The sequence below is a fragment of the Streptomyces globosus genome (assembly GCF_003325375.1).
In the GTDB taxonomy this organism is placed as follows: Bacteria; Actinomycetota; Actinomycetes; order Streptomycetales; family Streptomycetaceae; genus Streptomyces; species Streptomyces globosus_A.
This window is the reverse complement of the sequence record NZ_CP030862.1, coordinates 2,044,199-2,068,096: the sequence shown is the minus strand read 5'-3', so window position 1 is coordinate 2,068,096 and position 23,898 is coordinate 2,044,199. Positions and strand designations below refer to the sequence as shown.

At 73.7% G+C, this 23,898-nt stretch carries 19 protein-coding genes; 8 read left to right on the top strand and 11 right to left on the bottom strand.

Translation table 11 applies throughout. The features are described from left to right. Positions 1-6: 6 nt before the first annotated feature. From C0216_RS09490 to C0216_RS09465, 6 genes are all read right to left on the bottom strand, one after another. A complete protein-coding gene (locus tag C0216_RS09490) occupies positions 7-1,302 on the bottom strand; it encodes a YncE family protein (RefSeq protein ID WP_114054840.1) in 1,296 nt (431 codons plus the stop codon). Positions 1,303-1,409: 107 nt separating this feature from the next. Then, entirely contained in the window at positions 1,410-2,588 is a 1,179-nt protein-coding gene (locus C0216_RS09485) for an XdhC family protein (RefSeq protein ID WP_114054839.1), read from the bottom strand. Positions 2,589-2,654: 66 nt separating this feature from the next. After that, positions 2,655-4,121 (bottom strand): NCS2 family permease, encoded by a 1,467-nt coding sequence (locus tag C0216_RS09480; protein ID WP_114054838.1) that lies wholly within the window; start codon positions 4,119-4,121, stop codon positions 2,655-2,657. Positions 4,122-4,483: 362 nt separating this feature from the next. Next, positions 4,484-6,886: a xanthine dehydrogenase subunit D gene (gene pucD / locus C0216_RS09475; RefSeq protein WP_114054837.1), complete on the bottom strand. Its 2,403-nt coding sequence runs from the start codon at positions 6,884-6,886 to the stop codon at positions 4,484-4,486. A gap of 2 nt (positions 6,887-6,888) precedes the next feature. Beyond that, complete coding sequence (locus C0216_RS09470; RefSeq protein WP_114054836.1) at positions 6,889-7,494, bottom strand: (2Fe-2S)-binding protein; 606 nt, start codon at positions 7,492-7,494, stop codon at positions 6,889-6,891. A 2-nt stretch (positions 7,495-7,496) separates the two neighbouring features. Then, positions 7,497-8,390, bottom strand: coding sequence for an FAD binding domain-containing protein (locus tag C0216_RS09465; protein ID WP_114054835.1), 894 nt, complete (start codon positions 8,388-8,390; stop codon positions 7,497-7,499). A 254-nt stretch (positions 8,391-8,644) separates the two neighbouring features. Between C0216_RS09465 and C0216_RS09460 the strand changes: the two genes are divergently transcribed. Further along, positions 8,645-10,324, top strand: coding sequence for a PucR family transcriptional regulator (locus tag C0216_RS09460; RefSeq protein WP_114054834.1), 1,680 nt, complete (start codon positions 8,645-8,647; stop codon positions 10,322-10,324). Between the two features lie 166 nt (positions 10,325-10,490). After that, a complete protein-coding gene (locus C0216_RS09455; protein ID WP_114054833.1) occupies positions 10,491-11,279 on the top strand; it encodes a hypothetical protein in 789 nt (262 codons plus the stop codon). A gap of 64 nt (positions 11,280-11,343) precedes the next feature. On the opposite strand, the gene C0216_RS09450 is transcribed toward C0216_RS09455, so the two are convergent. Next, on the bottom strand, positions 11,344-12,078 hold the full coding sequence (locus C0216_RS09450; protein WP_114054832.1) for a GntR family transcriptional regulator: 735 nt from the start codon (positions 12,076-12,078) through the stop codon (positions 11,344-11,346). A gap of 68 nt (positions 12,079-12,146) precedes the next feature. Between C0216_RS09450 and C0216_RS09445 the strand changes: the two genes are divergently transcribed. Together C0216_RS09445 and C0216_RS09440 are read left to right on the top strand one after the other, a co-directional pair. Beyond that, complete coding sequence (locus C0216_RS09445) at positions 12,147-12,986, top strand: (2Fe-2S)-binding protein (protein WP_114054831.1); 840 nt, start codon at positions 12,147-12,149, stop codon at positions 12,984-12,986. 245 nt (positions 12,987-13,231) lie between these two features. Continuing rightward, the gene (locus C0216_RS09440) at positions 13,232-14,287 is read left to right on the top strand and encodes a DUF2637 domain-containing protein (protein ID WP_114054830.1); all 1,056 of its coding nucleotides are present in this window, start codon (positions 13,232-13,234) and stop codon (positions 14,285-14,287) included. Positions 14,288-14,339: 52 nt separating this feature from the next. Here the strand turns inward: C0216_RS09440 and C0216_RS09435 are convergent, their stop codons facing one another. After that, complete coding sequence (locus C0216_RS09435; RefSeq protein WP_428985409.1) at positions 14,340-14,657, bottom strand: ATP-binding protein; 318 nt, start codon at positions 14,655-14,657, stop codon at positions 14,340-14,342. A gap of 576 nt (positions 14,658-15,233) precedes the next feature. Here C0216_RS09435 and C0216_RS09430 point away from each other — a divergent pair. Then, entirely contained in the window at positions 15,234-15,827 is a 594-nt protein-coding gene (locus tag C0216_RS09430; RefSeq protein WP_114054828.1) for an IS607 family transposase, read from the top strand. Continuing rightward, positions 15,824-17,329 carry an IS607 family element RNA-guided endonuclease TnpB gene (tnpB, locus tag C0216_RS09425; RefSeq protein WP_246042429.1) on the top strand — a complete coding sequence of 502 codons (1,506 nt, stop codon included), beginning with the start codon at positions 15,824-15,826 and terminating at the stop codon, positions 17,327-17,329. The genes C0216_RS09430 and tnpB overlap by 4 nt, the downstream gene beginning before the upstream one ends. Before the next feature lie 78 nt (positions 17,330-17,407). On the opposite strand, the gene C0216_RS34950 is transcribed toward tnpB, so the two are convergent. After that, a complete protein-coding gene (locus C0216_RS34950) occupies positions 17,408-18,439 on the bottom strand; it encodes a protein phosphatase 2C domain-containing protein (RefSeq protein ID WP_281277913.1) in 1,032 nt (343 codons plus the stop codon). Between the two features lie 1,069 nt (positions 18,440-19,508). Between C0216_RS34950 and C0216_RS09415 the strand changes: the two genes are divergently transcribed. Both C0216_RS09415 and C0216_RS09410 read left to right on the top strand, forming a co-directional pair. Then, positions 19,509-20,486, top strand: coding sequence for a helix-turn-helix domain-containing protein (locus C0216_RS09415; protein ID WP_114058555.1), 978 nt, complete (start codon positions 19,509-19,511; stop codon positions 20,484-20,486). A 24-nt stretch (positions 20,487-20,510) separates the two neighbouring features. Continuing rightward, a complete protein-coding gene (locus tag C0216_RS09410; RefSeq protein ID WP_114054826.1) occupies positions 20,511-20,993 on the top strand; it encodes a DUF456 domain-containing protein in 483 nt (160 codons plus the stop codon). A gap of 345 nt (positions 20,994-21,338) precedes the next feature. On the opposite strand, the gene rsgA is transcribed toward C0216_RS09410, so the two are convergent. Together rsgA and C0216_RS09395 are read right to left on the bottom strand one after the other, a co-directional pair. Continuing rightward, positions 21,339-22,472 carry a ribosome small subunit-dependent GTPase A gene (gene rsgA, locus C0216_RS09400; protein WP_246042428.1) on the bottom strand — a complete coding sequence of 378 codons (1,134 nt, stop codon included), beginning with the start codon at positions 22,470-22,472 and terminating at the stop codon, positions 21,339-21,341. A 259-nt stretch (positions 22,473-22,731) separates the two neighbouring features. Then, positions 22,732-23,871, bottom strand: coding sequence for a YihY/virulence factor BrkB family protein (locus C0216_RS09395; RefSeq protein ID WP_114054823.1), 1,140 nt, complete (start codon positions 23,869-23,871; stop codon positions 22,732-22,734). Between the last annotated feature and the right edge of the window lie 27 nt (positions 23,872-23,898).

Genomic DNA, 23,898 nt, shown 5'->3' with positions numbered 1-23,898 from the left:
CCGCGGCTACCGGGTCCCGGTCCAGTCGGCCGGGACCCGGCCGAGGCGGACGCGCTGCGGGTGGTCGCCGACGGGGACGGAGACCCGCTTCTCGCCGGTGGCGAAGTCGATGGCGGTGACGCGGTCGGAGCCGCTCTCGGAGATGACGCAGGCCGTGCCGTCGCCGCTGACGGTCGCCCAGTACGGCTTGTCGGCGGGGACGAGCGGCCCCTCGGCGAGGGTGGCCCGGTCCACGACGGTGGCGTAGTCGTCCATGGTGCCGGCGATGCACAGCTTCGCGCCGTCCGGGCTCATGGCCATGCCGTGGTGGCGGGAGTCGTTGACCCAGGCCATGCGGTCGGCGGGGGTCTTCGGGTTCTTCGGGAGGGTCTTGACGCGGGTGATGCGGTCGGCGGCGACGTCGTACTCGGCGAAGCCGTTGAAGAAGGAGACCTGGAAGTACAGCATCGACTCGTCCGGGGTGAAGGCGTTCGGCCGGATCGAGTCGGACAGGTCGGAGCGGCCGGCGGCGTCGAGGCGTTCGCGCATGTCGACGGTGCGGACGGTGCGGAAGGTCTGCGCGTCCACGACGGTGAACTTCCGGTCGCCCTTGGTCCAGTCGAGCCAGGGCGCGTCCAGGGCGGTGTTGACCTCGCCGATGGAGGCGTTCCAGATCAGCCGGCCGTCGCGGGAGAAGGTGTTCTCGTGCGGCTTGTCGCCGGTGGCGAACGAGCCGACCTGGCGGCCGGTCGCGATGTCGAGGACGTGGACGGTGTTCGAGGTGGACGCGGACACCGCGACCCGGGTGCCGTCGGGCGAGACGGCCATGTGGTCGGAGCGGTAGCCGGAGACGGGGAAGCGCCAGTTGATGCGGCCGGTGCGCAGGTCGAGGGAGACGACGTCGGCGAAGCTCGGGCGGGAGACGACCACGGCGGAGCCGTCGGGGGTGGTGTACATGTCGTCGACGAGCTGGTCGTGGCCCTCTCCGGCGCTGTGCCGGATCCCGAGGAAGAAGGCGAGCTTCACCGGGTTGAGGTGGATCTCCCGGAGGCGCTCCTCCTTGTCGGGGACGACGTTGATGCGGCCGATGCGCTCCATGCCGCCGGTGGAGGCGAGGACGTCGGCGGTGCCCTCCCAGTTGTTGCCGACGAAGAGCACCTCGCGCAGCCCGGCCGCATCGGGTGCGGCAGGCCGGGCCGAGGCGGGCGCGGGGGGTGCGGCGGGCGCGGGTGCGGCGGCCGCCGCGAGCGCCGCGGCGGCGAGCACGCCGCCGGCGAGGAGCGTGCGGACGGGCGTACGGGCAGTGCGGGCGGTCCGGGGCATCGCTCAACTCCCAGGCGGAAAGGCGCTGTTACCGGCCGGTAAAACTAGGGGGGAGCCCAGCAGGGCGCAACCCTCGCGGCACGCCCTTTTTCCGTACGGCCCGCCCGTCAGGCCACCGAGCCGATGCGCCGGGCCGCGGTGGCCGGGGCGTCGGGGTGGATGGGGATGTGGGCGCCGGTCAGTGCGGCCCCGGAGCCGCCCCGCCGGTTGGCGACGATCTCGGCGGCGATGGACAGGGCGGTCTCCTCCGGGGAGCGGGCGCCGAGGTCCAGGCCGATCGGGGAGCGCAGGCGGGCCAGTTCGAGCTCGGTGACGCCGACGTCGCGCAGCCGCCGGTTGCGGTCCTCGTGGGTCCTGCGGGAGCCCATGGCGCCGACGTAGGCGACGGGCAGGCGCAGGGCGAGGCGCAGCAGCGGCACGTCGAACTTGGCGTCGTGGGTGAGGACGCACAGCACGGTCCGGCCGTCGGTCTCCGTGCGCTCCAGGTAGCGGTGGGGCCAGTCGACGGCGATCTCGTCGGCCTCGGGGAAGCGCTGCTTCGTCGCGAAGACGGGCCGCGCGTCGCACAGCGTCACGTGGTAGCCGAGGAACTTGCCGATCCGCACGAGGGCGGACGCGAAGTCGATGGCCCCGAAGACGATCATCCGCGGGGGCGGGACGCTGGACTCGACGAGCACCTTGAGCGGCTCGCCGCACAGCCGGCCGTCGGCGCCGACCTCCAGGACGCCGGTCTTCCCCGCGTCGAGCAGGGCGCGGGCCTCCTCGGCGACCATGCGGTCCAGTTCGGGGTGCCCGCCGAAGCCGCCGAGGAAGCGGTCCCCGCGGTCCTCGCGGTCCTCGCCGTCCTCACCGAGGACGAGCACGGCGCTGCCCTTCAGTTCCTGCGGCCCTTCGGCGATGCGGGCGACGGCGGCCGCCCCGCCGCGGGCGGCGGCGGCCAGCGCGGCCTCGTAGACCTGCCGCCCGGGGGTGCCGGCGCGGACCGGGGTCACGAGGATGTCGATGATTCCGCCGCAGGTCAGGCCCACGGCGAACGCGTCGTCGTCGCTGTATCCGAAGCGCTCCAGGACGGTCTCGCCGTCCTGGAGCGCCTGCACGCACAGGTCGTACACCGCGCCCTCCACGCACCCGCCGGAGACCGAGCCGACGGCCGTCCCCGCCTCGTCGACGGCGAGGGCCGCGCCGGGCTGCCGGGGCGCGCTGCCGGTGACCGCCACGACGGTGGCGACGGCGAAGTCGCGCCCTTGCTCGACCCACCGGTTCAGCTCTTCGGCGATGTCCAGCATGGAGGCCTCCTGGAGGGGGTTCGGTTCCAGTATCGGATGCGTGGAGGACCGGGGGCGGGGCCCGCGTCAGTGGACGCCGAGCCAGCCCTCGATCGGGTCGAGCGCGAAGAACACCACGAAGATCGCGGTGAGCGCCCACATGAACGCGCCGATCTCGCGGGCCTTGCCCTGCGCGACCTTGATGGCGACGTGCGAGATGACACCGGCGGCGACACCGGCCGTGATCGTGTACGTGAACGGCATGATCACGACGGTGAGGAAGACCGGCACGGCGGTGGCGGCGTCCGCCCAGTCCACGTGGCGGGCGTTCTGCATCATCATGGCGCCGATCACCACGAGCGCGGCCGAGGCGACCTCGCCGGGGACGATCTGCGTGATCGGGGTGAAGAAGATGCACAGGGCGAAGAAGAGGCCGGTGACGACCGAGGCCAGGCCCGTGCGGGCGCCCTCGCCGACGCCGGTGGCGGACTCGACGAACACGGTCTGGCCGCTGCCGCCCGCGACGCCGCCGATGGCGCCGCCGGCGCCGTCGATGAAGAGGGCCTTGGACAGGCCCGGCATGCGGCCCTTGTCGTCGGCCAGCTTGGCCTCGGTGCCGACGCCGATGATGGTGGCCATCGCGTCGAAGAAGCCGGCCAGCACCAGCGTGAAGACGATCATGCCGACGGTCATCGCGCCGACCTCGCCCCAGCCGCCGAACTCGACCTCCCCGAAGAGCGAGAAGTCCGGCAGGGAGACCGCCGAGCCGTTCAGCTCCGGCGGGCCGCTGGCCCAGGCCTTCGGGTCGACGTCGGCGATCGCGTTCAGGACGACCGCGAGCACGGTGCCGACGCCGATGCCGATGAGGATCGCGCCGGGGACCTTGCGGGCCTGCAGCATGAAGATGAGCAGGAGGGTGACGGAGAAGAGCAGGACCGGCCAGCCGGCCAGCTCGCCCGTCGGGCCGAGGGTGACGGGGCCGCCGCCGGGGGCGGGGTTCTCGTGCACGAACCCGGCCTTCACCAGGCCGATGAGTGCGACGAAGAGGCCGATGCCCATGGTGATCGCGTGCTTGAGGGCCAGCGGGATCGCATTCATGATCATCTCGCGGAGGCCGGTGACGACCAGGAGACAGATCACGACGCCGTACATGACGCACATGCCCATGGCCTGCGGCCAGGTCATCTGCGGGGCGACCTGCGAGGCGAGCACGCCGGACACGGAGAGGCCGGCGGCCAGCGCGAGGGGCACCTTGCCGACGAAGCCCATGAGCAGGGTGGTCACGGCCGCGGCGAACGCGGTCGCCGTGATCAGGGCCTTCTGGCTCATGGTGTCCCCGGCGGCGTCCTTGCCGGAGAGGATCAGGGGGTTGAGCAGGAGGATGTACGCCATCGCCATGAACGTCGTGACGCCGCCACGAATCTCGTTGCCGACGCTGGACCCTCTATGGGTGATGTGGAAGTACCGGTCGAGCCAAGAACGCCCGGCGGGAGTGCGAGAGCCGTCGCCGGCCTCTTCCGCGGTGGTCTTGGGCTCCACAGACGATTGGGTCATGGTGCCTAAACTCCCAAGGTTCAAAGGGGCACCCGCACCTGGAATGCCAGGCGATCTGCGGGATTTGGGAAATGCCGTTCGGCTGCACGACCCGGGGTGACGGCCCGAGGCGACGCGAATTGCACTGCGTGTACTGCGGGTACTGCGGGGGTTCTGCGGTACTGGTGGTTCCGGTGGCGGCGCCGGGGTGCCGGTGCCGCCGGTTCCTGCGTGGGGGTACGGCCGGGGACGTGCCGCGAGCGGTGCGGCGGGCGTCCCGGACTTCCTTGGCTCCGGGCGGTGCGGCGGGGCGCGGGCCCTGCTGCCGCGCCGCCCGGAGAGTTCGCGGTCCGGGGGCCTCGCGGCCCCCGGAGGACGCCGTCCTACAGGGTGCCGGTGAGGGCCTCCGGGCGGATCGGCGTCTTGGTGAGCTCCAGGCCGGTCGCCGCCCGGATCGCCGCGAGGACGGCCGGGGTGGACGACAGGGTCGGGGCCTCGCCGAGCCCGCGCAGGCCGTACGGCGCGTTCGGATCGGCGAGCTCCAGGTAGTCGACCGGGATGCTCGGGGTGTCGAGGATCGTCGGGATCAGGTAGTCCGTGAAGGAGGGGTTGCGCACCTTCGCGGTCTTCGGGTCGACGATGATCTCCTCCATCACCGCGACGCCGAGGCCCTGGGTGGTGCCGCCCTGGATCTGGCCGATGACGGAGAGCGGGTTGAGGGCCTTGCCGACGTCCTGGGCGCAGGCCAGCTCGACGACCTTGACGAGGCCGAGCTCGGTGTCCACCTCGACCACCGCGCGGTGCGCGGCGAAGGTGTACTGGACGTGGCCGTCGCCCTGGCCGGTGACCAGGTCGAAGGCGGCCGTCGGACGGTGGCGGAACTCCAGCTCCAGGTCGATGGGCTCCTCGCCCTCCAGCAGCTCCGCGATGTCCGCGAGGACCTCGCCGCCGTCGGTGACGACCTTGCCGCCCTCCAGGAGCAGCTCGGCGGTGGCCCACGCGGGGTGGTAGGAGCCGTTCTTCCGGCGGCCGATCTCCAGGACCTTCTCGCGGACGGCCTCGCAGGTGTTCTTCACCGCGCCGCCGGTCATGTACGTCTGCCGGGAGGCGGAGGTGGAGCCGGCGGAGCCGACCTGGGTGTCGGCGGGGTGGATCGTCACGTGGGTGACGCCCAGCTCCGTGCGGGCGATCTGGGCGTGGACGGTGACGCCGCCCTGGCCGACCTCCGCCATGGCGGTGTGGACCATGGCGACGGCCTCGCCGCCGATGACCTCCAGGCGCACGCGGGCGGTGGAGTAGTCGTCGAAGCCCTCGGAGAAGCCGACGTTCTTGATGCCGACCGCGTAGCCGACGCCGCGGACGACGCCCTCGCCGTGGGTGGTGTTCGACAGGCCGCCGGGCAGCGCGCGGACGTCCGCGCCCTCGCCGGCGGTCTCCCACTGGCGCTCCGGCGGCAGCGGGCGGGCCTTGACCCGGCGCAGCAGCTCGGCGACCGGGGCCGGGGAGTCCACGACCTGCCCGGTCGGCATGACCGTGCCCTGCTCCATGGCGTTGAGCTGCCGGAACTCGACCGGGTCCATGCCCAGCTTCGCCGCGAGCCGGTCCATCTGGGCCTCGTACGCGAAGCAGGCCTGGACGGCGCCGAAGCCGCGCATGGCACCGCAGGGCGGGTTGTTCGTGTAGAGGGCGATGGCCTCGATGTCGACGTCGTCGACGACGTACGGGCCGACGGAGAGCGAGGAGGCGTTGCCGACGACGGCCGGGGAGGCCGACGCGTAGGCGCCGCCGTCCAGGACGATCCGGCACTTCATGTGCGTGAGCTTGCCGTCCTTGGTGGCGCCGTGCTCGTAGTACAGCTTGGCCGGGTGGCGGTGCACGTGGCCGAAGAAGGACTCGAACCGGTTGTAGACCATCTTGACCGGCTTGTTCGTGGCGAGGGCGAGCAGGCAGGCGTGGATCTGCATGGAGATGTCCTCGCGGCCGCCGAAGGCGCCGCCGACGCCGGACAGCGTCATGCGGACCTTCTCCTCGGGCAGGCCGAGGACGGGGGCGATCTGCCGGAGGTCGGAGTGCAGCCACTGGGTGGCGACGTACAGGTCGACGCCGCCGTCCTCCCCGGGTACGGCGAGGCCGGACTCGGGGCCGAGGAACGCCTGATCCTGCATGCCGAAGGTGTACTCGCCCTCGACGATGACGTCGGCGCGCTTGCGGGCCTCCTCCACGTTGCCGCGGACGATGGGCTGGCGGTGCACGATGTTCGGGTGCGGGACGTGCCCGGCGTGGTGGTCGTCGCGGCCCTCGTGGAGGAGCGGCGCGCCGGGGGCGAGGGCGGAGGCCTCGTCGGTGACGAGCGGCAGCTCCCGGTAGTCCACCTTGATCTTGGCGGCGGCCCGGCGGGCCGTCTCCGGGTGGTCGGCGGCGACGAGGGCGACCGGCTCGCCGTGGTGGCGTACCCGGCCGTTGGCGAGGACGGGGGTGTCCTGGATCTCCAGGCCGTAGTTCTTCACCTCGGTCGGCAGGTCCGCGTAGGTGAGGACCGAGTAGACGCCGGGCAGGGCCAGCGCCTCGGAGATGTCGATGCCGGCGATCTCGGCGTGCGCGACGGGGCTGCGCAGGGTCTGGCCCCACAGCATGTCCTCGTGCCACATGTCGGAGGAGTACGCGAACTCGCCGGTGACCTTGAGGGTGCCGTCGGGGCGGAGCGTGGACTCGCCGATGCCGCCCTGGCTGTGCTTCTGGGAGACGTTCGTCGGCGTGCCGGACGGAGTGGTGCGGGTGTTGGCCATGGTCAGACCGCCTCTCCCTGGCGGGCGGCCGCCAGGCGGACCGCGTCGAGGATCTTCTCGTAGCCCGTGCAGCGGCAGAGGTTGCCGGACAGGGCCTCGCGGATGTCCTGGTCGGTCGGGTCCGGGTTCTGCTCCAGCAGGGCGTCGGCCTGGACCAGCAGGCCCGGGGTGCAGAAGCCGCACTGGACGGCGCCGGCGTCGATGAACGCCTGCTGGATGCCGGACAGCTCCACGCCCTCGCCGGTCTGCGAGTCGGTGCCCTTCGCGGACCAGCGCTGCGCCTCGTCCGTGGACACGCCGGCCGCGCCGCCGCAGGCGCCGGTGCCGCAGGCCCCGCCGTGGCCGTGCTCCCCGCGCTTGCGGGCGAAGTCGGCCAGGCCCTCGACGGTCACGACGTCGCGGCCCTCGACCTGGCCGGCGGCGACGAGACAGGAGCAGACGGGCACGCCGTCGAGGCGTACGGTGCAGGATCCGCACTCGCCCTGCTCGCAGGCGTTCTTCGAGCCGGGCAGGCCCAGGCGCTCACGCAGGACGTACAGGAGGGACTCGCCCTCCCAGACGTCGTCGGCCTGCTGCGGACGACCGTTGACAGTGAAATTGACGCGCATGGTTACGCAGCCCCTTCGAGCGGGCGGCCGTTCGAGCCGCGGTACTGCTCCCACGTCCAGACGAGCTGGCGGCGAGCCATGATGCCGACCGCGTGCCGGCGGTACTTCGCCGTGCCGCGGACGTCGTCGATCGGGTTGCAGGCGCCGGAGGCGAGCTCACCGAACTGCTTGGCGATCGACGGGGTGATGACCTTGCCGCTGTCCCAGAAGCCGCCCTCCTCAAGGGCGGCGTTCAGGAACTCCTCGGCGGCCTTCGCCCGGATGGGCGTGGGCGCGGCCGAGCCGATGCCCGTCCGCACGGTGCGGGTCTCGGGGTGCAGCGCGAGGCCGAAGGCGCACACGGCGATGACCATCGCGTTGCGGGTGCCGACCTTGGAGTACTGCTGCGGACCGGTGGCGTTCTTGACGTGGATCGCCTTGATGAGCTCGTCGGGGGCGAGCGCGTTGCGCTTGACGCCGGTGTAGAACTCGTCGATCGGAATCATGCGGGTGCCGCGGACGGACTCGACCTCGACCTCGGCGCCGGCGGCGAGGAGGGCGGGGTGGGAGTCGCCCGCGGGAGAGGCGCAGCCCAGGTTGCCGCCGACGCCGCCGCGGTTGCGGATCTGCGGGGAGGCGACCGTGTGCGAGGCGAGCGCGAGCCCGGGGAGCGTCTCGCGCAGGTTCTCCATGATGTGCGTGTACGGGACGGAGGCGCCGACCCTGGTGACCTCCTCGCCTACCTCCCACTCCCGCAGCAGTTCGATGCGGTTCAGGTCGAGGAGGTACTCCGGACGGCGGTGGTCGAAGTTGATCTCGACCATGATGTCGGTGCCACCCGCAATCGGCACGGCTGTGGGGTACTCGGCCTTGGCGGCGAGTGCCTCCTCCCAGCCGGCGGGGCGAAGGAAGTCCATGTGCGGCTCTCTTCTTGTAATCGGGTCGTTCGCTTGGGGGCCAGGAGGCCGAAGGGCCCTCGACTGGTCGTTCACTTGCTGTTAACGCGGTGTGGAGTCAGTACACAAGCCGCGCGTCCCTGCGGTGCAGTCACCGAAACCATGAAGGAGTTGGCTGGCGGCCTCCCTCGTCTTGTAGATTCGTATGAAAGGCAGGATGCACTGACCTGCCCGATTTCCGACGGCAACATTCGAGACAGATCGGCGGCGACACCATGCGGCTGCGCGCACTGCTGGAAACCGAGGCGCTGGGGCTGCGGCTGCTGGGCGGCGAGGACGAACTCGACCGGACGGTCCGCGGCGTCATGACGACGGACCTGAGGGATCCCAGCCGGTACCTCACCGGGGGCGAACTCGTCCTGACGGGCCTGGCGTGGCGAAGAAATTCAGCCGACTCCGAGCCGTTCGTACGAATCCTCGCGAGCGCGGGCGTCGCCGGCCTCGCCGCGGGCGAGGCGGAGCTGGGCGACATCCCCGACGACCTCGTCGCCGCCTGCCGGCACCACCGGCTCCCGCTGTTCGCGGTGAACGAGGACGTTGCATTCGCCACCATCACGGAGTACGTGGTGCGGCAGGTCTCCGGCGAGCGCGCCGGCGACCTCGCGGCCGTCGTCGACCGCCACCGCCGGCTGATGACCTCCGGTCCCGCGGGCGGCGGTCCCGACGTGGTGCTCGATCTGCTCACCACCGACCTCGATCTGCGCGCGTGGGTGCTCTCCCCCACGGGCCGGCAGATCGCCGGAGCGGGAGAGCCCCTGCCGCCGGGCATCTGTGCGGCCCTGGCCGGCGAGCACCTCGCGGCGGTCCGCACCGGGCGCAGGGGCCCGCACCGGATCTCCCTCCAGGGTATTGCCTACTCGCTGTTCCCGATCAGGGGAGCGGGCCGCGCCCCGGGCGGCCCGGGCGGCCGCGACGTGCGCGAGAGCGTGCTGTCGGACTGGCTGCTGGCCGTCGAGGCCGACGCGGGCGACTGGCCGGCGGAGCGGCTCGACCTGCTCCAGGGCGTCACCCAGCTGATCGCCGTCGAGCGGGACCGGCGCGACGCCGCCCGCACGGTGCGCCGCCGCCTGGCCCAGGAGGTGCTGGAGCTCGTCCAGACGGGCGCCCCGCCCGCCGAGATCGCCGCGCGCCTGCGCGTCGCGGCCCCGGTGCTGCTGCCGGGGCTCGGCGCGGCCCCGCACTGGCAGGTCGTCGTGGCCCGGGTGGACTGGGAGGGCGGCGACATCCCCGGCGGGCCGGTGGCGCAGTCGCTGCTGGAGGAGATCCTCGTCGACCCGTCCGTGTCCGGGCCGGAGCCCTCGGACCGCATCGCGGTCGCCCACACCGGCGACGAGGCCATCGCCCTCGTGCCGCTGCCCGCGCAGACCGGGGAGGGCGCGGAGGACAAGGCCCCGCAGGCCGCCCTGCACGCCGACGAGCTCCTCGCGACCGTACGGGAGCCCCTGCGCGCGGGCCTCGCCGACGACGGCCGCCTCACCCTCGGCGTCAGCGCCGCCGTGCACTCCGCCGAGGGGCTGCGCGGCGCGCTGGAGGAGGCCCGGCACGCCCGGCGGGTCGCCGCCGCGCGCCCCGGCCGGGTCTGCGCGGCAGGCCACCACGAGCTCGCCTCGCACGTGCTGCTGCTGCCGTTCGTCCCGGACGACGTGCGCCGCGCGTTCACGGCGCGCCTGCTGGACCCGCTGCGGGACTACGACCGCCGCCACCGCGCGGAGCTGATCCCGACGCTGGAGGCGTTCCTGGACTGCGACGGTTCGTGGACGCGCTGCGCGACGCGGCTGCACCTGCACGTCAACACGCTGCGCTACCGGGTCGGGCGAATCGAGCAGTTGACGTCCCGCGACCTGTCCCGGCTGGAGGACAAGCTCGACTTCTTCCTCGCACTGCGCATGAGCTGAGGCGTTCCGCAGGGCCGGTTGTTCCGTGGGGGATGCACGGTCCTGACGAGGTGTCCGGACTTTGTGAAAGAGTTCACCCGACCCCTTGGCCGAACCTGCCGATCCGTGCTCTCATTTCGCCCCAGGGCTCGAAGACGTGCTGCTTGGTTGCTTTGGGGAGGGCAATGTGGCGGACACCGCCATGTCCGGTGCCGGAACGACCGGGGGGGACGACCCCCTCCAGCGGGCGATATGGCGGCTGCGCTCACGCGGCTGCTGGACGGACGCGGCGGCCCTGCTGACCGCGCACCAGGAGGACGCCGGAGCCGCCGTGCAGCGGACCGCGCTGCTGGTCGAGCGGTGCCTGTTCACCGGCCAGGGCTGGGCGGAGGCGGAGGACGCGCTGCGCGTCGCGGAGGCGGTGGCCGGGGACGACGACGAGCGCGGCGCGGCGGCCTGCGAGCGCGGCCACCTGGCGTACGCGGCCACGGTCCTCGGGGTGCGCGACCGCTCCGACGAGGCCCGCTCGGCGCTGGGCCGGGCGGCCGCCCTGCTGTCCCCGGGATCCCGCACCCGCCCGCTGCTGGACTTCCGCCGGGGCCTGGTCGCCGAGCACCTGGCGGACGCCCCCCAGTCGGCCCGCCCGGCCTACCGCCGCGCCCACGCGGGGGCCGCGGCCAACGGGGACACGCTGCTGCTGTCGTTCACCTGGCGGCACCTGGCCGCGCTGGCCCTGCGCGACGGGGAGGTCGCGGAGGCCCGCAAGGGCTTCGCGGAGTCGCTCCGCATCCGCGAGGAGCTGGGCTTCCTCGTCGGTACCGCGCCGGCCCTGGCGGCACTCGCGGAGGCCGAGCCGGAACCGGAGGCGAGCCGGCTGCGCGCCGAGGCGCACCGCCTGTTCCACCTCCTGGGCGGCATCCCCACGTGGCTGGCGGACCAGCTCCACCCGAGGCCGTCCCTTCCGGATCCCGCCTGATCCGATCCCGCCTGATCCGATCCCGCCCGCCCGGATCCCGCCCGGCCGGGACGATCCGGCAGGCTCAGGCGGCGGATCCGGCGAAGTGCTCCCGCACCAGCGTCTCCACGGCCGCCAGCTCACCGGCGACCAGTGCCTCCAGCAGAGCAGCGTGCTCGGCCGCGTCGGCGACGAGATCGGCGCGCCGCACCCGGGGCGCCCCGGGCAGCGGCCACTGGGAGCGGCGGTGCAGCTCCTCCGCGACCTGGACGAGCTGCTCGTTGCCCGCGAGGCCGAGGACCTGCCGGTGGAAGGCACGGTCGGCCTCGGCGTAGCGGGCCGGGTCCCCGGCCGCGGCGGCGTCGGCGGTGGCGGCGGCCGCCGGCCGCAGGGCCGCCCAGGCCTCCGGGGCGACGGTCCGCGCCAGCCGCAGCATGACGGGCACCTCCAGCAGCGCCCGCACCTCGGCCAGCTCGGCCAGGGCCCGCGGGGTCCGCGACAGCACCCGGAAGCCCCGGTTCGGCAGGCACTCCACGGCCCCTTCCAGGGCCAGCTGCTGCATCGCCTCGCGGACCGGCGTCGCGGACACGCCGAAACGGTCCGCCAGCGCGGGGCCGGAGTAGATTCCGCCGGGCTCCAGCTCGCCGTCGACCAGGGCGGCGCGCAGCGCCTCCAGTACCTGCGCCCGTACGGAATGGCGCAGCACCTTCTGCGTCGGGATCAGCGCCGACACCCCTGCGTGGGCCGCCTCGTGCACTCGGTCCTCCTGTGGGTCTCGGCCTCTCGGGAGAATAGTTGAGATCGGCCCGGAAAAGGGCATACAAACCCACCACCTTCAGCTAAGGTAAGGCTTACCTTTGTCCGCCTTGCCTGAATCGGTGATCCGCCATGTCCGCGCCCGCCCCTGTCGCCACTTCCCCCCTGGCGGGCGCGTACGCACGGCTGACGGAGGCATACGAAGGCCTCCGGGTCGTCGAGCGCGCCGCGCACGATCCCGCCCCCCGCGGTGTGGGGTGGATCGGCGCGGACGAGCTCGCGGCGGGCGGCCCCGCCGCGGAGGCCTACCTGGCGTGGGACAAGGCGCAGATCATGCGGGACTACGGCCGCGAGGCCCGACCCGACGTGGTCGCCACGTTCGGCCTGCACCGCTACGCCTGGCCCGCCTGTCTGCTGATCACCGTCCCCTGGTTCCTGCACCGCCGCGTGCCGCGGCTCCAGGAGGTCGCGTACCACAGGACCGGCGGAATCATGAGCGTGCACACGCCATCCTTCGCCTGCCTGCCGACCGATCCGGCGGCAGACCTCCCCGGGGCCCGGGTCGTGCCCGACGGGGAGGCCCTGCGGGCCGAGGTGCGCGCTGCGGTGGCGCAGCACCTCGAACCGCTCCTGGAGGCCTTCGGTCCGCGCATGCGGCGCAGGCGGCGCGCCCTGTGGGGCATGGCGACGGACGACGTCGTGGCGAGCCTGTGGTACGTGGGCCGGATGCTGGACGAGGAGGACCGGGCGATCGCCGAGCTGGAGGCGCTCCTGCCCGGCTCGACCGCCCCGTACGCCGGCGGCGCGGGCTTCCGTACGCTCACGGCGCCGGACGGGGCCCGCATGCCGACACGGGACCGCGCGAGCTGCTGCCTCTTCTACACGATCCGCCCGAAGGACACGTGCGTCACGTGCCCGCGCACTTCCGACGAGGACCGCATCGCCCGCCTCGCGGCGCGCACGGCGGCGTAACGTTCCGCCCCGCCGGCACGGAATCCGCCCGCGCCGCCCGGAGCGGCGGGCGCCGCTCCCACCCGCCCGACCGCCTCCGCTCGAACACAACTCCCGATATCCATACGGCAGTTCGAGTCACAACACCCTATCCGGCGGGCCACGGCCCCCGATGGCGTCCACTTGCTCCGAAACCCGCGTGCGAAGCAGATCCCCTGCGCCACCATGGCCCCGGTAGGCCGCATAAGCGAAGCAAGGGACACCGCATGAGACTGACCGACATATCGCTGGACTGGCTGCTGCCCGGCAGCCTGTTGATCCTGGGCGTACTTGCGGCAGTTGCGGTACTGGCCCGGGGCAAGCGCGAGGGCGAGAAGGCCGCGGCGGAGGACTCCTGGGAGCGCAGCGAGGAGCGCCGGCGCCGCAAGGAGGCCGTCTACGGGACCGCTTCCTACGTCCTGCTCTTCTGCTGTGCGGCGGTCGCGGCCGCTCTCTCCTTCCACGGGCTGGTCGGCTTCGGCCGGCAGAACCTGAGCCTCTCGGGCGGCTGGGAGTACCTGGTCCCGTTCGGCCTGGACGGCGCCGCGATGTTCTGCTCGGTCCTCGCCGTCCGCGAGGCGAGCCATGGCGACGCCGCGCTGGGTTCGCGCATGCTGGTGTGGCTGTTCGCCGGAGCGGCGGCCTGGTTCAACTGGGTGCACGCGCCCCGCGGGATCGGCCACGACGGCGCTCCGCAGTTCTTCGCCGGCATGTCGCTGTCCGCGGCGGTCCTCTTCGACCGGGCCCTGAAGCAGACCCGCAGGGCGGCCTTGCGCGAACAGGGCCTGATCCCGCGCCCGCTGCCGCAGATCCGCATGGTCCGCTGGCTGCGCGCCCCCCGGGAGACCTTCGGCGCGTGGTCCCTCATGCTCCTCGAAGGCGTCCGCACGCTCGACGAGGCCGTCGACGAGGTGCGCGAGGACCGGCGGGAGAAGGAAGCGGACCGGCACCGCAGGCGCGACCAGAACCGCCTGAACAAGGCGCGCCTGAAGGCCCTGGGCCGGCAGAACCGCACGCCCCTCTTCGGCCGCTCCCGCGGCCGGCAGGTCGACATGGCGGGGCTCACCTCCGCCGCGGGCTCCGCGCCGGTCGGCGCGGAGCCGGCCATAGCGGAACACGGACAACTGCCCGCTCCGCCCCGACGCCCCTCCCTGCAGGCCGTAAGCACTGAGGTGACAGGCCCCCGGACGGTCGACCTGACCGCCGAGGACGACACCCAGACCCTCCCCCGACTCGACTCCCTGGAACGCAAACTCAAGGACCTGGAACAGCAGTTCGGCTGACAGCTCCTGCCTCCGAGGGCCCGCCCCACCAGGCGGGCCCTTCCCCGTGCCGTCAGGCGGTGTCCACGAGCTCGAACCACACGACCTTGCCCCGGCCGGTACCGGTCTCCACTCCCCAGGCGGCAGCCAGCGCCTCCACGAGCGCCAGCCCCCTCCCGTGCGTTGCGTCGTCGACGACCGGTACGTACGGCCTGGGCCGCCCCGGGGCCCCGTCCCCGACCTCGACCCGCAGCCGCCCCCCGGCAAGCCGCACCGTCACCTCGGCGCCGTACTCCGTGTGCACGAGGGCGTTGGTGACCAGCTCGGTGGCCAGCAGCTCGGCGGTCTCGACGGCTTCGGCCCGACACCGCCGCCGCATCAACTCCCTCAAGTCCTTCCTGACTTCGGCCACACCCTTGAGATCCGCGCGCCGCAGACTCCGTGTCACCTCCGCAACGGGCAGGGCCGACGCCGACAGGTCCTCCCTCTCGGCCGGCTCCCGCGGCACGGGCCGCCCCCTGCGCCACTGCTTCCCGGCCTTAGCGCCCACCTGCACGGCGACCTCCCCCGCGTCCCCTTGCATCTCGAACAGGTCTCGGAATGCATTCCCTCCGCTACCCACCGCACTCCTACGGCCTCAGCCGCAGACCCGGCCCCCACCACGATTCAAGCCACCGGAGGCCCCCTCCCCTTCCGGGCCTTCAAGCCGCCCGCGACCCCCGACCCGCGCCATTCCGGTCACCGCTCCCGACCCCCTCCCCTACGGGACCGACAGGTCACCGAACCGAGCGCACCCTCCCACCCCGGCCCCGCCCGTCCGAAAACAACCGCCCTCGCCCGCGCCCCGCCCTGCCGGGCAAACCCGTTTCGCCAGTCGCCCCGTACTGCCCGAGGGGGTGAAAGCTGCTACACGTTTCCTAGTCATTGATAGTCACCTCTAGTCGGCTGTCTTGCGTACGTTGGTCTTGTGAAGCTTTCGGAGTGGGCCCGTCAGCAGGGCGTGAGCTACCAGACCGCTTGGCGGTGGGTGAGGGACGGGAAGATGCCCGTGCCGGTCCGCCAGGCGCCGTCCGGGACGTGGCTGGTCGATGAGCCCGCTCCGGCCGCCGTCGCGGAGGCGGGGCGGGTGGTCGCGTACTGCCGTGTCTCGTCCGCCGACCAGAAAGCAGACCTTGACCGGCAGACGGCCCGGGTCGTGGCCGGCGCGAACGGGCTGGGCCTGGCCGTGGCCGAGGTCGTCGCCGAGGTCGACTCGGGGCTGAACGGCCGGCGCCGGAAGTTGCACCGGGTGCTGTCCGACCCGCAGGCGGCGGTGATCGTGGTCGAGCACCGTGACCGGCTTGCCCGGTTCGGTGTCGAGCACCTCGAAGCGGTCCTGTCGGCGTCCGGGCGGCGTCTGGTCGTCCTCGACCCCACCGAGACCACCGAGACCGCCGATGACCTCGTAGGGGACATCACCGAGGTGCTCACGTCGACGTGCGTGCGCCTGTACGGGCGGCGGGCGGCGAAGAACCGGGCCGCTCGCGCGGTGGCCGTGGCGACCGGCGAGGACGCCGGGTGAAGAAGTTCCGCCCGCAGCCCGGGTTCGTGGTGCAGGCGTTTCGGTTCGCCCTGGACCCGAACGCCTCCCAGGAGGCCGCGTTGCGTTCGCACTGCGGTGCCGCGCGGGCCGCGTACAACTGGGCTGTGGGCTGGGTGACGGCGTCGTGGTGGCAGCGCCGCGCGGAGGAGACCTACGGGATCCCCGAGGAGTCGCTGACCGAGTGGCGGCCGTGGTCGCTTCCGTCGCTGCGGAAGGCGTTCAACGAGGCCAAGCACACCGACCCCCGGTTCGCCGGGTGGTGGGAGAGGAACTCCAAGGAGGCGTACTCCACCGGGCTGGCGAACGCGTCGTCCGCGTTCGACAACTACGCGAAGTCGAAGAACGGCAAGCGGAAGGGCGCCCGGATGGGCGTCCCCCGGTTCAAGCCGAAGCGGAAGGCGCGTCTTGCCTGCCGGTTCACCACGGGCACCATCCGTGTGGACGCCGACGGCCGGCACGTCACCCTCCCCCGCCTCGGGACGATCCGCACCCACGAGCCGACGGTGAAGCTCCTCGGCCGCGTCCAGGCCGGGACAGCCCGGATCCTGTCCGCGGCCGTGCGGCACGAGCGCGGACGCTGGTTCGCCTCGTTCCAGGTCGAGGTCAAGCGCGACATCGTGCGCGTGGCTCGCCCGGATGTGGCGGTCGGCATCGACCTCGGTGTGAAGGCCCTCGCCGTGATGGCCGACTCGACGGGCGAGATCCGCACCGTCGCGAACCCGGGCCACTACGACGCCGCCCGCGCGCAGCTGCGCCGCGCCTCCCGGACCGTGTCCCGGCGTCAGGGCCCCGACCGGCGCACCGGGCAGAAGCCGTCCCGCCGCTGGGAGAAGGCCAACGCGGCCCGCAACCGCGTGCACCACCGGGTGGCGAACCTCCGCGAGGACGCCCTGCACAAGCTCACCACCGCCGTGGCCGCCGAGTACGGCACCGTCGTGGTCGAAGACCTCAACGTCGCCGGAATGCTCCGCAACCGGCGTCTGGCCCGCCGCATCGCCGATGCCGGGTTCGGGGAGATCCGCCGCCTGCTCACCTACAAGACCGGCCAGCGCCACGCCACCCGCCTTGTGGTCGCGAACCGCTGGTACCCCTCCTCGAAGACCTGTTCCGGGTGCGGCGCGGTGAAAGCCAAGCTGCCGCTGCACGTCCGGACCTTCGAGTGCGACGCCTGCCACCTGGTCATCGACCGGGACGACAACGCCGCGCTCAACCTCGCCGCCCTCGCGGCGGCCTGCACCACTGGTACCGGAGTGGCCGGAGACCAGGACACCACCGTGGTGGTGTCGAAGCCTCGTGGAGCCGACCGCAAGACCCGCGCCACCCGCCCCCGCCGCAAGGCGGAGCCGGGGCGGGCAGGTGGCGCAACCCGCCGCACCAGCGGCAGACAGAAACGAGAGACCGTACTCAAACCGAAGCCCTCACGCTTTGGTGACGAGACGGACCTTCCGGGCCGAAATGCCCGGAATGCTGAGAGCTGCTGAGGCTCAAAGCAACGGGAGGAAATCTCCCGCACCGCGAGGACCGCGCCCGCGGTGTCCGGCGCCGCGGGCGGGCTCGCCTCACCCCTCCCAGACCGCCGCGGCCGTGCGGTCGTCGGCGTACCCCTTGACACGTAGCTGCGTATCGGCGAGGAAGGCCGCCAGGCCCGGCGGCTCGGGGTCGGACCAGCGGGCGGCGAGTTCGGCGGGGAGCAGCCCCTCCTCCCGCAGCGGGTCGGCGAAGCCGCCGGAGCAGAGCAGCAGGGTGTCCCCGGGCCGTGCGACGGCGGCCCGGAACCGGAACACCGGCCCGGCATCCGAGCCGGGCTCGGGATCGGCACCGGCCGCCTCGTCGTGCTCAAGGTCCTCCCACGCCCCGCCCCGCAGCCGGAAGACGCCGCCGGAGCCCGCACCGAAGCAGACGCGGGTCCGGCACTCGGGGTCGATCGGCAGCAGGAGGGCGCGCAGCCCGGCCGTGTACGCCTCCTCGGAATGCCCGAGTTCGGCGGCGCGGGCCCGCAGCCGGCCGTACCCGCGGTCGGTGAGCCGCTGGAGGCCCGAGCGGAGGGCGTCCCGCCGGCCTGAGCGGATGTCGTCGGCGAGACGGGGCCGGCTCCGGCCGACGGCCGCGCCGATCCAGTGGCACAGCTCTGCGGCCGCCTCGGCCGCCCCGGCGGCGGCCCGGTCGCCGCCGGCGAGGGCGACGAGCACGAGCGCGTCGTCGCCGGTGCCGAAGCGGGCGGTGAGCAGGAAGTCCCGGCGGGCCTCGCCGCGGTAGCGGGCGGAGTCCCCGCGCACGGAGGCGGCCCGCAGCGTGCACACACCGTGCCGGGCACCCTCCAGGACGGTGTCGGGGACGAGGTCCTCCAGCGCCCCTGGATCGGCGAGCGGCAGCGCCCCCGGCTCCGGGGCGTACGTCGGCGCACGGTCGCCGAGGTGCCGCACGGTGGGCCTGTCGGGGTGGACCGCGCCGACGTCGGCAGCGCCCGGCGCGGCCGGGGCACCGGGCGCGGCGGCAACGGGCCCGGCGGTACCGGATGCGCGGTCCTCCACCCGAGGCGCGGCCGCAGGCGGCGCCACCCGCGGCGGCGACGGCGGCGGAGGGGTCGGCACGGGAGGCACGGTGACATCCCCCAGCCCGTATCCGGTGCTCCCGCTCTCCCGCGGATCCCGCGGCCGAAGCGGGTCGGGCGCGGCACCCCCCGGAGAGCCGGCCGGCGGCGGCCCGGCCGGCGGCGCTGGTGGCGGAGGCGGCGGAGGCGGCGGAGGCGGCGGCCCGAACGCCGCCGGCCCCTCCCCCGGAGGGGCGGCCGGCGGCGGGGCAACCGGCGCCGAGCCCGCACCCGGCGGTCCCGGCGGCGGGGCGAACCACCCGCCCGGCGAGCCCGCCCCGGGGCCGGAAGCCCCAGACGGCGGCGCGGGTGACGGCGACGGCGACGGCGACGGCGCGCCTCCGGGCGGCCCGACGGGCGCAGCGGGTGCCGCCGCCGGCCCGCCGGCCGGCCCCTCCCTCCGCGGCGCCGGAACCTGGCCCCCCTGCCCGGCGGCGGTCGGAGCCGAGGGCGGCGCAGGAGGCGGCGGCGGGACGGGACTGCGCGGCGGCGGGAAGTTTGGGGGCGGCGGCCCGGCGGGCCTGCGGTCCTGCGTCGGCACCGCCGGCGGGACCTCCGTGTGCACCGCTGCGGGCCCTTGGCCGGCCGCCGGCGGAGACGCCGGGGACACGAGGTCGGCCGCGGCCCGGAACCGGGACTCCAGGGTGTCGGCCCGCGCGGCGTCCGCCGCCGCCTCCCCGCTGCCGGGTCCGGGGTCCGCTCCCGCGTCGGGTTCCCCGTACAGCTTCTGCCACCAGTCGTCCGCACCCCGCTGACTCATGCGGCTATTCTCGGCGCGCCCCCGCCCCGGAAAACGCGGAACTCACGAAATGAGTAGGACCCGCACCGCCCCAAGACGGAGCGGTACACGCCCCTCCGACCGTCCGCCGGCCCGCACCCCGAGCACACCCGCACCCCCTGCACACGCCGCTTCCTCCCGGCGGCCCTTGTCACAGGGGGAGCGCATCCGGTGATGATGTCCGCGGCGGGTTTGCGCCGTGGCCGCTTCCCGCCGGCCGGCTGCGGCCGGCCGACCGAGCCGCCACGCAGCAGGAGGGGTGGACCGTGGGCGAACGGTGGGGGTGGACGGGTTGCTGAGTGCGATCGGCCTGGACGAGGGGCAGGAGTCGGCGTACCGCGCACTGGTGGCGTTGGGGGCGGCGGAGGTGCCGGATCTGGCGCACCGGCTGGCGCTCCCGGTGCCGCAGACGGAGCGGGCGCTGCGCCATCTGGAGCGGCACGGCCTGGCCGCGCAGGCCTCGGCCCGACCGGGCCGCTGGGTGGCGGCTCCGCCGGCGGTGGCGCTCGGGGCGCTGCTGTCGCGGCAGCGGCAGGAGCTGGAGGAGGCGGAGCTGGCGGCGGAGCTGCTGGCGCAGGAGTACCGGGCGGAGCCGGCCGAGCCGACGGTGCACGACCTGGTGGAGGTGGTGACGGGGGCGAGCGCGGTCGCGCACCGCTTCCGCCAGCTCCAGGCGGGCGCGGAGCGGGAGGTGTGCGCGCTGGTCAGCGCCCGCCCGCAGGTGGTGGCCGCGGGGGACAACCCGGAGGAGGAGCGGGCGGCGGTGCGCGGGGTGGGGTACCGGGTGGTGATCGAGCGGGAGGTGCTCGGCCTGCCGTCGGGGATCCGCGAGGCGTCGACCGCGTTGGCGCGCGGCGAGCTGGTGCGGGTGACGGAGCGGGTGCCGACGCGGCTCGTCATCGCGGACGGGACTCTGGCGATGGTGCCGCTGACAGGACGGGGGGCGGAGCCGACGGTGCTGATGGTGCACGCGTCGGGGCTGCTGGAGTCGCTGACGGGGCTGTTCGAGGCGGTGTGGCGGGAGGCGATGCCGCTGCGGCTGGGCCCGGCGGGCTCCCCCCAGGAGTCGGTGGAGGTGCCGGACGCCACGGACCTGGAGATCCTCACGCTGCTCCTCGCCGGGATGACGGACGCGAGCGTGGCCAAGCACCTGGAGCTGGGGCTGCGGACGGTGCAGCGGCGTGTGAAGGGGCTGATGGAGCTGGCCGGTGTCACGACCCGGCTCCAGCTGGGCTGGCACGCGCACGAGCGGGGCTGGGTGGCCCGCTAGCAGCCGGTCGGGCACGCTGGGCAGATGGATCTGCCGCAGCTGCTCCTGGTGGGGCTGGTGCTGCTGCTCGGGACGGTGGGGGTGATGGTTCCGGGCGTACCCGGGACGTGGCTGGTGTGGGCGGGGGTGCTGTGGTGGGCGCTGCACGAGCGGTCGGCGGTGGCGTGGTGGCTGCTGGTCGCGTCGACGGCGCTGCTGCTGGTGGTGCAGGTGGTGAAGTGGCAGCTGCCGCCGCGGCGGGTGCGGGCGGTCGGGGTGACCCGCCGGATGGCGGTGTACGCGGGGGCGGGGGCGCTGCTCGGCTTCGTCGTGCTGCCGGTGGTGGGAGCGGTTCCGGGGTTCGTCGGCGGGATCTACCTGTGCGAGCGGCTGCGGCTCGGCTCGCACGGCGAGGCGTGGGCGTCGGTACGGGCGGTCATGCGGTCGGTGGGGACGAGCGTGCTGGTGGAGCTGCTGGCGTGCCTGATGGTGCTGGGCGCGTGGACGGGCACGGTCCTGGCGGGCTGACCGGCGCGGCGCCGCGACCCGGGACCGGCCGGCCGGCCGGGCCGCAGCCTCCGACTGCGAGTCCGCGGCCGGGCGCCACCGACCGCCTGGGGGCGGTCCGCCGGTTCACTTTCCGGGCCATCGCCGCTTCCGGTGCCGTGGGCGACGACGGGTGGGCGGCGTTCCCCGCACACGGCTACACCCGCCGCAACGCCCTGGAGGTCGCCCTCGGCATCGGCGCGTACCGGTGTCGACGCTCGCCGACCGCATGAACGGCGCGACGCAGAGGCACCGGCAGGCAGACGCCGGAGCCCCGCCCCTGAAACCTGCCGGACCGGGGGCGGGGCTCCGGACGGGGAGCCGCCGTCAGCCGCGGCCGCCGCGCTTGGCGGCGTAGTTGGCGCGGCCCTCGGCCGACTTCAGGCGCCAGTCGCGGCGGATTTCGGCCCGCAGGCGGGCGTCCGTCTTGGCCACGATCCGCTGGTTCTCCCGCAGCAGCTTGCGGTAGCTCTCCAGGCGGCGTTCCGGCAGGGTCCCCTCCGCCACGGCCGCGGTCACGGCACAGCCGGGCTCCGACTCGTGGGCGCAGTCGTGGAAGCGGCACTCGGCGGCGTACTCCTCGATCTCGGAGAACACCTGCCCGACGCCCGCCTCCGCGTCCCACAGGCCGACGCCGCGCAGGCCGGGGGTGTCGATCAGGACGCCCCCGCCGGGCAGCGCGAGGAGGTTGCGGGTGGTGGTCGTGTGGCGGCCCTTGCCGTCGACGTCCCGGGTCGCCCGGACGTCCATGACGTCCGCGCCGAGGAGCGCGTTGGCCAGGGTGGACTTGCCGGCGCCGGAGATGCCGAGCAGCACGCTCGTACCGTCGGCGACGACCGCCGCGAGGACGTCCATGCCCTCGCCGGTCAGCGAGGACACCGTCAGGACCTGCACGCCGGGCGCCGCGGCCTCGACGTCCTGGACCAGGTACGCCAGGGTGGCCGGGTCCGGGACGAGGTCCGCCTTGGTGAGCACGACGAGCGGCTGCGCACCCGATTCCCAGGCCAGGGCCAGGAACCGCTCGATGCGGCCGAGGTCGAGTTCGACGGCCAGCGAGACGGCGATGATCGCGTGGTCGACGTTGGCGGCGAGGATCTGCCCCTCGGACCGCTGCGAGGAGGTCGAGCGCACGAACGCGGTCCGGCGCGGCAGGTACGCCTTCACGTAGCGCGGGTTGCCGGACGGCTCCACCGCCGCCCAGTCGCCGGTGCAGATGACCCGCAGCGGGTCGTGCGGGGTGACGAAGGCGGTGTCTGCACGCACGGTGCCGTCCGCGGTGACGACGTCGCACTGGCCGCGGTCGACGCGTACGACCCGCCCGGGCAGCAGGCCCTGCTCGGCGTACGGGGCGAACTCGGCGGCCCATGCGTCGTCCCAGCCGAGCGCGGCGAGCGCGGGCGCCGACGACAGAGCGGAGGGAGAAAAAGAGGAAGAAGAAGCTGAGGCAGAAGAGAGAGACAAGGGGGACCCTTCGGAGGGTGGCCCCGGCCGCGCGGGCCCGTCGGGCGCGCGAAGAGTGAGAGGTGTCGGGTCAGCCGGAGACCACGGAAGCGGCATTGACGGTCTGGTGGGTGCGGGCAGCACCGAGCGCAGCGACAGTCATCAATGAACTCACCTCCGGGTCGGGACGAAACGGCCGTGGTCCGCGGCGGACGCGGCGCGGATCCAGGGAAACCGGTGGAACCGTAGCAAGATCGGCGACGCCCGCGCCAACCCTTTTTCAGTGCTTCCGCAGCCGGGCCGTGTAGTCCTCCGGCGGCAGGAACTTCGACCACCGCTCGGGGAACTCGGACGGCATCCCGGCGTCGGGCTCGCCGTCGTCCTCGTCCTCGGACTCGCCCTCGGCGAGCGCCCGCCAGGCCGCGGCGCGCGCGACGAGCTGGGCCGCCTCCGCCTCCCGGGCGCGTTCGTTCGCCTCGCGCGCCGCGGCCGTGGCCACCGACGGCCAGACCCGGTCGATGGCGGCGTTGACGGCGGCGCCCACCAGCACCGCGAACGCGGAGACGCCGATCCACAGCAGGACCGCGACGGGGGCGGCCAGCGAGCCGTAGATCGTCGGCCCCTCGACGGTGTTGATGAGGTAGAGCCGCAGCAGGAACGAGCCGACCACCCACATCGCGAGGGCCACCAGCGCCCCCGGCACGTCCTCGATCCACGGCGACCGCACAGGCACGGACACGTGGTACAGGGTGGTCAGGAAGGCGATGGAGAGCAGGGTGACCGTCGGCCAGTACAGCACCGCGATCACCTCGGCGCTCCAGGGCAGCCAGCGCACGACCGCGTCCGGCCCGGCCACCATCAGCGGCAGCACGATGGCGCCGATCAGGAGCGCGATCACGTACAGCAGGAAGGCGAGCAGCCGGGTCTTGACGATGCCCCTGTGCCCGTCCAGCCCGTACATGACGGTGATGGTGTCGATGAAGACGTTGACGGCGCGCGAGCCGGACCAGAGGGCGAAGGCGAAGCCGAGGGAGATGAGGTCGGGGCGGCCGCCGCGGGTGACGTCGTCGAGCATCGGCCTGGCGATCTCGTTGACGCCGCGGTCGGAGAGGACGGTGCCGACCGCGCGCAGGATGTTCTCCTCGATGGACGCCACGACGGTGCCGCCGGTCCAGCCGTCGACGTAGCCGAGGACGCCGAGCAGGCCGAGGAAGAGGGGCGGCAGGGACAGCAGGGTGAAGAAGGCGGCCTCGGCGGCGAGGCCGAGGATGCGGTACTCGATGCAGGAGTTCACCGTGTCTTTGAGCAGCAGCCACGCCATCCTGCGCTTGGAGACGTTGCGGTAGAGGGCGCGGGCCCGGTGGAGCCGTCCGGACCGCCGCCCGGGGAACCGCTCGGGTGTTTCTTCTGCTGGCTGCACGTCCTTACGGTATCCGCCCGGCAAGCC

Coding starts and splice junctions, on each gene's coding strand:
- C0216_RS09470 (WP_114054836.1), bottom strand. CDS start 7,494: ATGCGCGTCAATTTCACTGTCAACGGTCGTCCGCAGCAGGCCGACGAC.
- pucD (WP_114054837.1), bottom strand. CDS start 6,886: ATGGCCAACACCCGCACCACTCCGTCCGGCACGCCGACGAACGTCTCC.
- C0216_RS09490 (WP_114054840.1), bottom strand. CDS start 1,302: ATGCCCCGGACCGCCCGCACTGCCCGTACGCCCGTCCGCACGCTCCTC.
- C0216_RS09465 (WP_114054835.1), bottom strand. CDS start 8,390: ATGGACTTCCTTCGCCCCGCCGGCTGGGAGGAGGCACTCGCCGCCAAG.
- C0216_RS09440 (WP_114054830.1), top strand. CDS start 13,232: ATGAGACTGACCGACATATCGCTGGACTGGCTGCTGCCCGGCAGCCTG.
- C0216_RS09485 (WP_114054839.1), bottom strand. CDS start 2,588: ATGCTGGACATCGCCGAAGAGCTGAACCGGTGGGTCGAGCAAGGGCGC.
- C0216_RS09460 (WP_114054834.1), top strand. CDS start 8,645: ATGCGGCTGCGCGCACTGCTGGAAACCGAGGCGCTGGGGCTGCGGCTG.
- C0216_RS09480 (WP_114054838.1), bottom strand. CDS start 4,121: ATGACCCAATCGTCTGTGGAGCCCAAGACCACCGCGGAAGAGGCCGGC.
- C0216_RS09450 (WP_114054832.1), bottom strand. CDS start 12,078: ATGCCCTTTTCCGGGCCGATCTCAACTATTCTCCCGAGAGGCCGAGAC.
- C0216_RS09410 (WP_114054826.1), top strand. CDS start 20,511: ATGGATCTGCCGCAGCTGCTCCTGGTGGGGCTGGTGCTGCTGCTCGGG.
- C0216_RS09445 (WP_114054831.1), top strand. CDS start 12,147: ATGTCCGCGCCCGCCCCTGTCGCCACTTCCCCCCTGGCGGGCGCGTAC.